The following is a 13,708-nucleotide window of genomic DNA, read 5'->3' on the forward strand; positions in this document are numbered from 1 at the left end:
AATCATTATCAGTAGAAACCATAAGGGGAGCATCAGCTCCCCTTTTTCTATTTGTCAGTATCATCACCTAAGCCAAGCATCACTTATGTTCAACACAAAGCCTACAAAGCAATATCCTCTTGCTCCATCTTGAATGAACATTGGATCTCGTATTGGTTGAATGAGAAAACACTTCCGCCGTGAGTTCGCTTGGTTGTGACTGTCTCATCACCAAATTGAATCGTCACTCGGGTATACACTTTTTCGTGTACCTCTACAGTACATTCAGCAAGGTTGGTTTCAAACTCTGCTTCGAGTGTATCTAACTGCGACTTTGTGTTTTCAATTGCGAGGTTGTTCTTCTCACGTTGCTGCTCTATTTCTAGGGCTTGCTCTTCGCTTCTCTCTGCTTTCGGGCGCTTCTTAAATTCTAACTCTTGGCGAATCACACCCATGGTTTGCTCTTGAGTGTATTTATAAGTTTCCTTCAGCTCAGCTATCTTTTGGCGGTAACCATCGTAGCGCGCAAAACCATGTACCTTAGTTGCGGTGTCTCCCTCAACACCTAAGAAGACACATTCTACTTTTCCGCCAACTTTGGCTTCACCACCGCTTAGCGTGCCGTGTTTTTTCAAGCTGTCCATCACGATAAGGTTGTTACCACAGCGAATGTCGTTACTCATACTGTGCACACCAAGTCGAAGGTCATTGGCCGTTTGTAGCTCGGCATTCTGTGCGTAGCTTGCTGTGATAGAGCCTTTACTGAATACCTTACAACTTTTTGGCTCACCCTCTTTGGTCGTGTGGCCGATAATGCCTTTCGCGACTTTGATATCCCCCTGAGCTTGCACTTCGGCCGATTCGATAAAGCCACCAACCGTAACACTTCCGGTCGCCTTGACGATCATCCCCGGCTCGATGTTGCCAGAGACAAAGACATTACCTTTAAATTTAACGTGCCCAGTTGAGACATCGACGTTGCTGACACATAAGGCGTCATCCACTTCGATGGTTCGGTCTTTAATGATGGGCAATCCAGGGTGTGAGGCGAGTAGTAAATTGGGATCTTCAGGGGAGATGTAAGTGCCCTTTCCAGGCTTGATTAAACTGTCTTGTCCAGGAAGCGGTGGGATAATTCGGCCTTGAACGGTAAAGCCAGCGATGCCTTTGGTAGCGGGGGTTCGTTTCATTAAGTGATCATTTTGACCAACGGTAATGGTTTGTCCCAAGTCTCGCATATCAATCTTGCCTTCGTCTTTACTGCGAGGCTTCAATACTTGACGAGTAATATCTTCAACCAAAGCGGCAAACTTAGCGTCTTTACCTTTTACTGGTTGTGTCCCTTTAGCGGCTGGCTGAGTAAACTTTTCGCCGGGCTTAAGTTTGCTACTCATCATCAGAACTTTTCTGAGCGCTAACTTATTTATTCCTTTTGTTATTTGAGCTTGAGATAAACAATGAATGATGTCGCTGCCACGCAGTGGGTGTCCATTGTAGGGACCAGTGACCACGAGGCTCGCCAACATCTCATCATCAGACAGTTCGACCGCAACAGTGGCATTTCGAACTTCGGCAATCAAGATTCCTTCATAAGCTTCACCCTTACCTTCTTTAGCAAGAGTAACGAAACGCAACACCTCTTCTTCGAAAAGAAAATAGTTTGATGCATTCAAAGCTTCCAAGGTTGGTGGCAGCGTCTTGTTATCAAAGCTTGCGTCAACCACAGTCCCGGTTGGCAGACATGCCATTACTTGTTGCTTGTCTTCCGACAATGTAACGATGTTATCCCACATTCGAATTGAGTATCCCTAATGACTCAGTTGTTATTCAGTCTATATAATTCATTCTGCGCTGAGTATCACATTATTAGAATAATCAGCGTCACATCACTTACTTTCGATTCTGCAAACATGACTCATAAATAAGACTTACACATTTTATGATCTGCTTCGCCTTTACAAATACATAGGAAAATTTTTTCAGAATATTTCGTGCGATTGAATGTTGATTCGATGTAGGGCTAGATAGTAAAGGCGAATAGCTTTAGAAGATTAAAGGCTGTACTGGAGAGATAAAACAGAAATTATGTAACAGATAATCAGGGTAAAAACGGGTTTCAATATGGAGCTTCAGTTTACAGTGTAAATCCAATATTCTAATTTACACTGTAAATCTAATTTGTTGCGGTCAGTCTATTTAAATGATGGCTAGCCTATTTACACTGTAAATTTGACAGCAGAGCATCGACATCTTTACGAAACTGAATCTCTGCTTGTTTACGACCAACCAGATTAAACTGTTCGACACAAGTCCCCCACTCTTTCTGCTGAACAACCTTTGCGATGAGTAAGTCAGAAATACCTATGTTTCGATCGTTGCTGAGTAGAATCAAGTTCAGTACGCTGAAGCTGATCGCATCATAACTGTTGCCACCGTTCACGTGATTTCTAACTAACTGAGTTTCAAACTCGCTAACAGTGTGAACACTCTTTGGCAGCAGCGCTCGTACCATATCGGTTTCAAGTGAAACCAAAGAACCTGAAACAAGAAAACAGTAGCTACGCTCGAAGTGATTTTGAACTTGGCTTATCCAGCCTTGAGAGTTTGAGTTAAGCGCCTTAACCATCAGAACCGAGTGACAGCCACTGGCCTGATCTCGCTGGTGGCCGATGTGCACAGCTTCAAATTCACTACCACGCCAAAAAGAAATCAATTCGCTGGTCGCGCCAAAACTTGTCGCGAGATAATCTGCTTGGCTGGTTTGCTGTGATAACTGAGCCAACATCCAACGGCCAATACCCAAACCTTGATGACGCGCTGAAACAGCAATGCGCATCACTCGAAGGCAACGACTGCTCGCCGCATGAGTACAGCCAAGTTGGTTTGCCAGTAATACTGGAGCAAGGTGACCTTGAGGCCTGCGTTTTCCAAGTTGAATTTGAGTAATCAACTCGCTGTCCAAACCACCCTCTTCCGTCACCAACATACAACCTAAACATTCACCTTGCTGCCAAGCGGCGTATAAACGGATTGCTGGATTGTTGAGAAACTGCATTAAGTCATTAGGCGAGGTCTGATAGTGCGCATCCACAAGAAGAGAAAAACATTGTTGTAGCTGCTCAGGATTAGCCAAGCATTCTGCTTTTGATAACTCGACTAAGTTTAATTTTTTGATTGCGTCAGCAGAAAAGCCATCGAGTTCATCAACCACCGATTCAGTGACTGATGCGTCATTACCAAGTAGAAAGCAATCAAACAACCAATCCTCTAGCGGATCTTTGTTATTCCAACGAATCGGTTGTTCGAGCTTAAAGCCTTTCCACCCCGGACGATGCTCAGAAAGCCAAGACTCAAACTTAATACCGAACCCTCGCCCACTGCCTTCGTAACCATGTACCGTGGTTGAAAAGACCATACGGTGATAGATGTCGACCATGGATTTAAGCATCGGAATTGGAATTGCAGCTGCTTCGTCAACCAATAACAGATCGCAATCAGGCTTAGATTTAAGTAATTCATCTGTTGCGACGAATCTTAAACTTCCCCCTTGATGACGAATGTGAGTAGCGTTTACCACTTCGCAAGATTCCAACCCTTGGCCAGCATGAGAAAATACCGGCTCTACCGCTTTCACGGAAGGTGCAGTAACAATAATATTAAAACCGTGACGCTCAACTAACAGCTGCGCTGCGGCAATACCCAATGTCGAGCTTTTACCACGCCCTCTATCCGCAGTGAGAATCAAAGGACGTTTACGATGTCCAGACACCACTTTTTTGACTAATTCAACAGCCGTGTTTTGCTGTTCAAATTTATCCAATCCGTTTTGGGCGCTTTGCATCTGAGGAAGAGCGTGAGTTGCTTGAACTACATCGCCGGCTTCATTGTGTTGTGAAACAGAAATCAGTTTATCGAAATGACGTTTTAACCAACGTTGGCCAAAGCTTTCACTATCTTCAGAGGCATTAACTTTTGGCGGCAACACCAACAACAACCCACCACCAACTAACGAACCCAACGCGGCACTAAAACCATTCGCATCGAACTGCTCTCTAAAATCACAAACAAGAACTTGGCACTCACGACCAAGCAGTTGTTGGCCTTTTTTTACTGGAGCATGAATCACACCTTCAAATGGCGTACCGCCAACCTGGAAGATGCTCGGAGTGTTTGAATCTTGAAGGAAGGTAAAAACAGCAGAGTTTTGCCAATCAAAATCGCCATCAAAGACCACGCCGTAACGGTGATCGTTATGCTGAGCAATATTAGAAAGTGTATGTAGAAAAGTGTTGGTTGGGTTTGTCATAGTTAGCGTCCAGATTCATCTAAACACAGTTTATCACAGCCAAATAAAAAGCCGCATAAAGCGGCTTTAGAGGAGTAATGAAAAGTCGTCGACTTAGTCGAGCTTCGATTGTACGAAGGCGAGGATTTCTTCCATTGTTGCATCATCAACTTTCTTAAGGTTCAACGCCAAGTTTGAACCCTTGCGGCTGTATGATACGCGGCCCTTAATAAGCTCAACTTTTGGAGAAGCTTTCTTCGCTGGCGCTGGCGCCAATTCAAGAATCCAACCTTCCAAAGTTTCTGTCACGTCTTTGGTTAGACGAGTTACGCCTTGAGCTTCGCTACGCTGCCATACAAAACCTTCAGAAGCATCACACTTAGTCAGCAGTGTTTGCTGCTGTTCACTCGTCAATCCACCAAACTGCTTGTGTAGTTTAACAATGGTTGGACGACCAAGGTCGCTCACATTTGGGTAAGCTTGTAGCAATTCAAGTGGTAAAGCGGCTGCTTTCAATGCACCACTCACCAAAGCTTCACTGCACTGGAACATTTTCGCCAGTGCTTTCTGGTCTTCAGCTTCGCCTTTATCTAGCTTCGCTTGCATCTCTTTGCCCTTCTCATAAAGAGAAAGCGGTTTATGAGCGTTAGCTACGTCTGATAGGAATTTAGCGTGTTCGCCGTTAATGTTTTCAGCAACATAGATTAGGAACTCTTTGTCAGCCAAAATACATGACATACGACGACGGCTACCATCAAGAACTTCAATCTTACCGTCTTTGTTCTTACGACCAACTGCTGGGTATTGCTGACCACGTTCTTTCAATGTTGTAAGAACATCAGAAAGCGCATGCTCGTTTAAGAAAGATTGCTCACGAGCGTTCTCTTCAAAAACAACCGTTCGAGTTGCCACTTCAGCCGCAGGAATTCGAACCAATTCAAATGAAACCAAATCTTCGCCAGCAACAGAAAGCTCAATCACTTGAGCCTGCTCTTTTGCGGCTGTTTGCGCTTCTTGTGGTGTTGCTACGCGACGTTTGTTTGCTTTACCAAATAGCTTTGCATTTAAGTCAGATGTTTTAATTGCCATTGTTGTTATCCCTGATTAAGTGAAGGCCAGTTGCTATGTAATACGCGCTCTAATTCTAGAGCACTTTTTTGTACTGCGTCTTGAGCAACAGCTAGAGTTTTCTTACCGCCCTCAAAGTCGCTCACCGTTAGATCGAAAACCGTGCTGTAAGTGTCGGCACAGGTTTCAAAAGCACGGCTTCTTGGAATGGTTGCCATCATTACTTGGTCATTCAACAGGTAGTTCATTTCAGTCAAAACTGACACCTGTTTCTTGTTGTCGTCTTCAAACATGGTTGGCATTAGACGAACAAATTCGAGCCCTTTCCAGTCATCCGGGAACATTTCGTAAACCGTTGGTAAGTGCTGGAAGAAGTTAACCGTTGAAGCCCAATCCAAACGCTTAGCTGCACATGGAATCAGAAGTGCGTTCGACGCGTACATTGCATTCCATACTAGAGGGTCAACGTGCGGGCCGGTATCAATCATAATCACATCGAAGTCATCGGCGATTTTGTCGATAAGCTTCTCTTTTAACAGACGAACAATATCAAGTGACTGATCTTGTGAAAGGCTTTGCCACGCTTCAGCGTTAAACATCGCATCTTCTGGGAAAGCAGAAATTGTCTTCAGATTTGGATACTGAGTTGGCAATAGTACGTTCTTACGAAGAAACTCTAGATCGACGTCTTGGTCTTCAGGCACGTTGTCCAACATGATATCGACAGCAGAATAGATGCTGTCGTGCTCTGCCCCACTAATTTGTGGATTTAGGAACAGACGCAAAGAGCCCTGTGGGTCCAAGTCAATCAGACAGATACGGTAGCGCTTATCCAAATTCAGAGACAAACAAGCGGCTAAGTGAACTGCTGTCATTGATTTACCCGTACCACCCTTCTGGTTTTGTACGTTGATAATCCATGGCTTATTGTCAGCGTGCTGCTTACGTTCATGGAACTTCGGCACTTCTGCCGCGTCCATCAACATGTGAGCTTCTGTCAATGAAATCGAGTAATGATTAGCGTTGTTCTTTGTGAACTGATGGCCATCAGCTTCAAGTTTAGTGATCGCTTCATCGAGCTTACGACGCGTTAAACCAGAACGAGTCTCCATCATAGCTTTAGACATTGGAGGGAAATGTTCATCACTTCGCTCTTCCAAAATAATCTCAATTCGGTCAGCCTGAACTTGTTGAGTTTGTTCGGCTAGCTGATAGAGCTTATCAATCGTTTGTTCTCTTTTCATTGCCAGTTTCCGTAATGATTAACTAAGTACAAATTGTACAGCGATTAACAACAAACACAACAAAAACATGAACATACATTTATGAGTAAAATCACATAAAATAGACCGCGTTTTTACAATTTGATGAAACATCGCCTTAGACAAACACAAAAATGACTGTTTCTATCATGTATAACCATGCTATTTCTAGTCTACATTTTAAATGTTACAGCATCACTTATTTACAATGTAAATGGAATTTCAACGAAAAACCTTCGGAACGATTGAAATACAACCGTAGATTACGGTTGATGTGATTTGCATTCGAATTTGTAGATTTTCAATCCAATAAAAATTAAAAAACACTCAATGACCAAAAAATTCAAAACAGAAGAGAAGATGGGGTGTCAAAAAACAACAGAGGATTGGAACCTAACCGGAAGAATGATCATGGAGCACATCCAGTGTAAGATAATTGATAACGCCAAATTATGAAGCATGATCAAGGCGTAAACTGAGCAATATTGATCCGAGCAACTGCACATTGAAAATGATCAACCTCCGGAAAAATGATCAAGTAAACATAGTTCCGGAAGCATGTAATTTATGAACTAAGTTACGGACAAATGCTTTTGGAATGGGGATTCAACGCCTATAAGGGCTCAATGATTGAAAATTCAATCGACACAGACCAAGAATACACAAACATGACAATTTCATGATCATGCTTCCTAGTTAAGACCCACCCGCTCTAAATACATCAAAGCAATCCATTTCCAGCGGATAGAGACTAAATTTTGCACTCAATAGGGTAGGAACGATAAAAAAGTATGCTCTCTTGATCATTGTTCCGATAGATTGGCCACCACAAGTGTCCACTTAGACAAGTCAAAAGCGACTTAGAAACCGATGTTGAATTCCGATCTGTGGATAAGCTGTATAAGTATAATGATCATGCTTTCGAACCAATAATGATCATGCTTACAATGACTTAATGATCATCGTTCTGATGTTCTGTGATCATGCTTTCTTAAGTTTAATGATCATAGTTTCGGAACCTTTATGATCATGCTTTCCAAGGCGGTTTATTTTAATGCTTTAGATTCAGCCACTTATAAGCAAAGTTACGTCCAGATCATTAGATCACTTAATCATTTAAGATCATATTAATCAAAAAGATCAGTTATTTAAAAGCCAATAAATTCTCTTTATTTATGATCATTCTTTCTTTATCATTCAGGAACTATAGTGAAATTACGGTTAGTGTGATACGGATCAAAAATGAAACCAGAAGAGAAATTGTTAATTAAGGCACGAAGCCACAAAGATGGTCATTTATTTGAGGTATCTGAAACAGCCGTTGAATGGATAGAACAATATCAACACTTCAAAGGTGTCACCAAAAGCATAGTTGAGCTTCTTAACCTAATTTCACTTCGTGGGTTTAGCAGTAAAGACGGGTACGTTTCCACCACTGAGATTATTGAATCAACCGATGGTCAAGTCACTCGCGCAGCCTTACAGCAAAGGCTGAGAGCTGCAGTTAATATCGGATTGTTCAAACAAATCCCCGTTCGCTTTGAAGAAGGCCTTGCTGGTAAAACCATGTTGCATCGCTTTGTGAACCCAAACCAATTGATATCGGTGCTGGGTGCCACCAGCTTAGTGACAGAAAGCGTGAAGCAAAATGAAAAGCAAAAGCGCTCTAAAGCCCTAGCTCAAACCAAAGTAAACAAGCGCTTACTGAATGAACATGGGTTGAATACCCCACCAACGATGAAAGATGAAGCGGATCAATTCATTGTTTCGCCAACCAATTGGGCGGGGATTATTGATCAAGCGTTAGCGCCACCTAGAACTCGTAAGAGCTACCAGAAATCCATGGTTTCGATCTCTGGCACTCGCGCTGTGATCGAGACACGATCTTCTAAAAATATCATGACCGTTGACGATCTGATGACGCTATTCGCGTTATTCACTCTCACCGTTCAATATCATGATCATCACCAAGATGATTACCATCTAGACGCGAAACACACGCCAAACAAAACACCACTCTACATCACTGATATTTTGTCTTTACGTGGCAAGAAAGACAGCGGCCCTGCACGTGATTCTATCCGCGACAGTATTGATCGTATCGAATTCACGGATTTCCAACTGCACGAGCTTACAGGCCGTTGGCTTAGTGAGAACATGCCAGAAGGCTTTAAGAGTGATCGTTTCCGATTCTTAGCTAGAACCATTACCGCATCGGAAGAAGCGCCTACAGAAGGCTCTGACGGCGAAATTCGCATTAAACCGAACCTATACATCCTGGTTTGGGAGCCTTCGTTCTACGAAGAGCTGCTGACGCGTGACTATTTCTTCCTATTTCCGCCAGAAATCCTGAAGCAACATACCTTGGTCTTCCAAATGTATTCGTACTTTAGAAGCCGCATGGCACGTCGCCATTCAGATAGCATGTTGCTCAGTGAGCTCAACCAGAAATTGGCGCGTAACATCGATTGGCGTCGTTTCTCGATGGATCTGATCCGCGAGCTCAGAAAATTGGGTGAAGTCGGGGATCAAGAAGATACCTTCCTGGTTAATCTATGGGGTTATCACTTGACGATCACCGCGTTGATCGAAAAAGGGAAAACGACCGATTATCAGGTAGATATCAAATGTAATGTGGAAGAAGTATTACGTTACTCAAGAGCGCGTACCACTAACGCAGGTAAGCGTAATATGGCACCAACGCTGCCGAACCCACTTCGTAACGAAATGGTGTCTAAGCAGAAACTGGAAGAGCTGTCTGAGATTATCGATGGTGAGTTTGAACCCATTCAGCGTAAAGCACCGTCGCCAAGAGGCAAATTGGGACGTCGAGTTAAGCAGCGTAAACACTCTGTTGAGATCAACGCTGACGAGATCATGATTACTCTCTCTAAATATACCTCTGCAGAGGCTCTAGAACGCAGCATAACGGCTTTATCTGCTATGACGGGGCACTCACATGCCTCAATCAAAGAAGAGTGCTCAGAGCTCATTGAGAAGCTTGATTGGTTGAGAGTAGGGGAGGACGTTATCCCATACGAAACACTGAGTCGCTTGATTGAGCTATATAACGACCGAGATAGCACCAGCAATCGACATCTGTCCATTGAACGTTTGATCTCTGGTTTAGCGGTGCGTCGTAAAGTGTGTAAACAAGTTCATGAAGGTCATTTAGACGAAAATGTGTTCCTTGCGCTCGATGAAATGGCGATTGGCCACTAGTCATTATCCTATCGCGATAAGCCTGTTTTACCGCCGCTGAATGGATAGTTTTGAACACATTAGGTGCTGATTAAAATCGCACCTAACGCTGACAAAGTGATGACAAAGTAGCGCATCTAGTTGATTATTATTTATCCCGAATAGACAACCTTTGTCCTTTCTTATGATTAATAGATTGGCTCATATTTTGTTACATCATACTGAATAGATTTTTGCGAGTTCCCAAGGGACTCGCTTTTTTTTGCCTAAAATTCAGTCAATCATTAAAATTCAATAGCTTACAGAGTTAAACGCCGAAGCATGATCAAGGCTCGATCATGCTTTCTACGGATCTAGCTCTGGTGAGATTCTGATTTGATGCTTGATCGAGAAGGGCTTGATCAGTGGAGATGGCGTTGAATAATGCCTTGATCATCGTTTCGGGGATGGGTTGCCATAAAGCGTACATGCGACTCGATCAATTTTTCAGACTCTGCTTTCCAACGTGGTTCTTGCTGTTGGTTCGTAAACTCCAAAGCCAATACACACAAGTGTTGTAGCCGCTGTGTACACCACTCTTGCAATCCTGCTTCTGATTTTGGGTCACATGACACCGCTTGCAGCTTACTGTAGGCAAACATTAGGTATTGGTAGGCTTTATCTTGATGGCTTGAGCTGTTGGCCTCCTGCGAAGCCAAGTCCGGATTCGATGAATCCGCGAGGTGGCGATAGAAAGTAAAGATTCTCAGGCATCCGTCTAGCCAACATGCGATGCCTTTGCTCTGCTCATCCGTGATCAATGGCCCCCAGAGCGCATCTGGAGGCGTTAAGATCAAAGGTTCTAACCGGTCCACTTGATCATGCTTTCGGTCTTTGTACCAATCTCCGATCCGCTCTAACCAAGTGTCTAGTTCATTCATGCAACGTTATCCCACTGTTTTACAAAGTGATTATCAGAAACTTGTTTGATTTCATGCTGTATTTCACTGCTCTGCTCTCGAATACGATCAGCGTCTATTGAATAGTTTGGCTCATTTTTGACGAGTTCGCCAAATGGCAGATCGGGATCTGGTACCGCAGAGATCAACAACTTAGTGTACGGGTGTTGTGGATTGGTCAAGATCGACTGGGTTGATCCCCACTCGACGATCTGCCCTTTGTACATCACCGCCGTCTCTTCAGCGATGTAATGTGCCGTGGCAAGGTCGTGGGTTATGTACAAAAAGCCTATGCCTAACTCTTTCTTCATTTTTTGCATCAAGTTCAACACGCCAAGTCGAATCGAAACGTCCAACATCGAGGTGGGTTCGTCAGCAAGAATAACCTCAGCGCCAACGGCCAGTGCTCTGGCTAGGTTAACCCTCTGTCTTTGTCCCCCACTGAGCTCGTGCGGGTATTTGGCTAGCGTTTCGATGGGTAACTCCACCAGCGTTAATAACTCTTTGAGGCGCTCTGTGAGAGCCTGTTTAGTGACTACCTGTTTATGGATCTTAAGTGGGCGCGTTAAATGGTGATCAATAGTGTGAGTGGGATTGAGTGAACCAAAGGGGTCTTGAAAAACCATTTGCACACGGCTGCGATAATCCAAGATATCTTTACGGCTTTTCAGAGTAGAGATGTCTCTGCCTTTGAACAGTATCTCTCCCTCTGTCGCAGGGTAAACCTTGGTCATCAATCGTGCGCAGGTGCTTTTCCCGCAGCCTTATTCTCCGGCTAAGCCGAAAATTTCGCCTTAGCCTATGTGAAAGCTAACGGATTTGATTGCATTGAAAGAGGGGAAAATGAGAGTTGGATCAAACCACATTTCTTATGGGGAATCTTTTAAATATAATTGCAGAAAATGGCTTTGGCAAAGTTTAAATGAGGCATTTATTAATTAGCTTTGTGAAGCGTCGGAATCATCACACTTCAGTACAGAATTTCTTAACAAGCGAAAAAGCATTTGCTACAGATTACCTGTCCATTACATGGTGCTTTTCGGAGGAAAACATGTCCATTAATTCTATCAACCATGATGAAATGACAAATATTGCAAACAAGTGGGATGCTGAAGAAGAAGTATCTTTCAAACCAGAAAAGAAAATGAAGTCTGCTGAAGCTCGTCGTCGTATCGAGACTCTAAGAGAAATTAGAGAAAGCGGTTTGAGTCTGGAAGAAGCGAGGGAGCTAGGTCTTATTCACTAATAATCCCCATTGCATTTAGAAGGGTGGCACAACGCCACCCTTTGATTTATAAGTGTTTTTTCATGTTTCCTATCCAGATTTAATCAACTCCTTGATTCTTTGGCTCACTGTTCTGTTTAGCCTAACCCTTTTGATATTACGCTTTTCAGATGAAAAACACGCACATGGCATACTCTTGAGCTAAGTTGTTTGACAGTCATATTCAACGCCACTAATTTTAAAGTTAAAGCAAAAATATGCGATGTCGTTGGTAAGGAGAAGGCTATGTCTAATTCTGTGGCTCAAGCTAAAGAAGTGCTGTTTTACGAACCCGAAGATCCGAACGGATACCTGTCAAATTTTGCCGCTTGTCCTATCAAGGTAGGTGATCAAGTTTGGGCAACCAGCGAACATTATTATCAAGCGATGAAGTTTGCCTCCGAAGCGCTACGTAATACCATTTTGGAAGCCAGTACACCTGCTGAAGCGTTCTCTTTAAGTCGTGACTACGAAGACCAAGTTCGCGAAGATTGGTATGACATTCGTGTTGAAGTGATGCAGTTCATCGTCACCGAGAAGTTCAGACAGAATCCACAGTTTGCGCTGTTTCTTACCAAGACCGGAGATTCGGTGATCAAAGAACATTCGCACAAAGACCACTTCTGGGGCGATGGCGGCGATGGAACCGGCGAGAACCATTTGGGTAAGATTCTGATGGCAGTGCGTCACCAGCTTCGCACTGATTCGTCGATTCAGATAGCGGCATGCTTATCATTACTCCTTAGACGCATTTAAAAGGCCGCCCTGCTATCTAGTATGAAGCAGGGCGGCCTTTTCGGTTTTAGAGAGTCAGGCATCAACGAGAGTTAACGTACGTGACTAAGCTATCCGTTGATAAGTTCTACGTTACGCTGGTGCTATAAGTAACTCTGTACGATGTCGTCAAGCTGTCCATCGTCTTTCATTTGGTCTAGGCGTTGGTTGATGAAGCTTTGCAGCTTAGGATCCATCTCAGGGTCAAACGCCAAATGGATAGGGTAGTTATTGATGACAGAACCAAACTCTTGCATCTGGTAATCATCAATACTCAGTTTTTGTTCGTTTAGGTTGTATTTGATTCGTGATTCCATTTCCACAAACACGGTGTCGCCAGGTGCTCGGTTCAGGACACGAAACGCAGCAGTGTAATCTTTTACTCGAATCTCGTTGAGCTTGCCCTGTTGGATATAAGGTTCCAAGTTCGGATACTCAAATCCTTTCAGCAATACTACGGCTTTCCCATCGAGATCATCGATTGTATTGAACTCAAATGGCTTTTTACCGCTGCTGAGTAATACGTGTTTTACATTGTAAATCGGGTCTTCAGATAGGTTCGCAGATTGAATATTCCCCCAACTAGGGCTGCCATAGGTAACCCAGTTTGGATTCTCTCTCGCATCGAGCTTGTCGATCATTCGATTAAAAGGGTAGGTGTGGTAGTTGATCTCATATTGGCTGTCATCAAACACGGCTTCCACAATATCTGAAACAATTCCTCTGTGAGATGACCCGTCAGTTTCGATTTGAAAAGGTTGCGCTTGGCTCGCAATAATGTAGTAGTGAAGAGGTTCGCTTGCAGAAGCATAACTGCTTGAAAACAAACTGACTATGGATGCAACGATAAGATGTTTTTTCATAACCTTCCCTAGTTATTTGATGAATGACTACTATTATACTAGTTGAGTAATTGTAGTTTGCTAGGATAACAATA

9 protein-coding genes and 1 pseudogene are annotated in these 13,708 nt (G+C 43.4%); 3 read left to right on the top strand and 7 right to left on the bottom strand.

Annotated elements, in window-relative coordinates; genetic code table 11:
- Nucleotides 1-101 precede the first annotated feature (101 nt).
- The 4 genes from AB4133_RS17130 to AB4133_RS17145 all read right to left on the bottom strand — a co-directional run bounded on the left by AB4133_RS17130 (nucleotide 102) and on the right by AB4133_RS17145 (nucleotide 6,576).
- The gene (locus tag AB4133_RS17130) at nucleotides 102-1,772 is read right to left on the bottom strand and encodes a FapA family protein (protein ID WP_372055654.1); all 1,671 of its coding nucleotides are present in this window, start codon (nucleotides 1,770-1,772) and stop codon (nucleotides 102-104) included.
- A gap of 419 nt (nucleotides 1,773-2,191) precedes the next feature.
- Entirely contained in the window at nucleotides 2,192-4,285 is a 2,094-nt protein-coding gene (locus tag AB4133_RS17135; protein WP_372225113.1) for a GNAT family N-acetyltransferase, read from the bottom strand.
- Between the two features lie 93 nt (nucleotides 4,286-4,378).
- Complete coding sequence (locus tag AB4133_RS17140; protein ID WP_017061212.1) at nucleotides 4,379-5,353, bottom strand: ParB/RepB/Spo0J family partition protein; 975 nt, start codon at nucleotides 5,351-5,353, stop codon at nucleotides 4,379-4,381.
- 5 nt (nucleotides 5,354-5,358) lie between these two features.
- On the bottom strand, nucleotides 5,359-6,576 hold the full coding sequence (locus tag AB4133_RS17145) for a ParA family protein (protein ID WP_081229176.1): 1,218 nt from the start codon (nucleotides 6,574-6,576) through the stop codon (nucleotides 5,359-5,361).
- 1,260 nt (nucleotides 6,577-7,836) lie between these two features.
- On the opposite strand from AB4133_RS17145, the gene AB4133_RS17150 reads away from it, so the two are divergent.
- A complete protein-coding gene (locus AB4133_RS17150; protein WP_017071247.1) occupies nucleotides 7,837-9,816 on the top strand; it encodes a replication initiator protein RctB domain-containing protein in 1,980 nt (659 codons plus the stop codon).
- A gap of 380 nt (nucleotides 9,817-10,196) precedes the next feature.
- Here AB4133_RS17150 and AB4133_RS17155 read toward each other — a convergent pair whose 3' ends face one another.
- Both AB4133_RS17155 and AB4133_RS17160 read right to left on the bottom strand, forming a co-directional pair.
- On the bottom strand, nucleotides 10,197-10,715 hold the full coding sequence (locus AB4133_RS17155; RefSeq protein ID WP_102320933.1) for a transcriptional regulator: 519 nt from the start codon (nucleotides 10,713-10,715) through the stop codon (nucleotides 10,197-10,199).
- A pseudogene (locus AB4133_RS17160) lies at nucleotides 10,712-11,497 on the bottom strand (ABC transporter ATP-binding protein); the annotation flags it as partial. The gene AB4133_RS17155 and the pseudogene AB4133_RS17160, both read right to left, overlap by 4 nt.
- 287 nt (nucleotides 11,498-11,784) lie before the next feature.
- On the opposite strand from AB4133_RS17160, the gene AB4133_RS17165 reads away from it, so the two are divergent.
- Both AB4133_RS17165 and AB4133_RS17170 read left to right on the top strand, forming a co-directional pair.
- On the top strand, nucleotides 11,785-11,979 hold the full coding sequence (locus AB4133_RS17165) for a hypothetical protein (protein ID WP_017061218.1): 195 nt from the start codon (nucleotides 11,785-11,787) through the stop codon (nucleotides 11,977-11,979).
- Nucleotides 11,980-12,243: 264 nt separating this feature from the next.
- Nucleotides 12,244-12,753, top strand: a complete 510-nt coding sequence (locus AB4133_RS17170) for an NADAR family protein (protein WP_372225115.1) — start codon at nucleotides 12,244-12,246, stop codon at nucleotides 12,751-12,753.
- Nucleotides 12,754-12,875: 122 nt separating this feature from the next.
- Here the strand turns inward: AB4133_RS17170 and AB4133_RS17175 are convergent, their stop codons facing one another.
- Nucleotides 12,876-13,634, bottom strand: a complete 759-nt coding sequence (locus AB4133_RS17175) for an ABC transporter substrate-binding protein (RefSeq protein WP_019823349.1) — start codon at nucleotides 13,632-13,634, stop codon at nucleotides 12,876-12,878.
- Between the last annotated feature and the right edge of the window lie 74 nt (nucleotides 13,635-13,708).

It is taken from the genome of Vibrio sp. 10N.286.52.F8, assembly GCF_041468745.1.
GTDB classification, from domain to species: domain Bacteria; phylum Pseudomonadota; class Gammaproteobacteria; order Enterobacterales; family Vibrionaceae; genus Vibrio; species Vibrio crassostreae_C.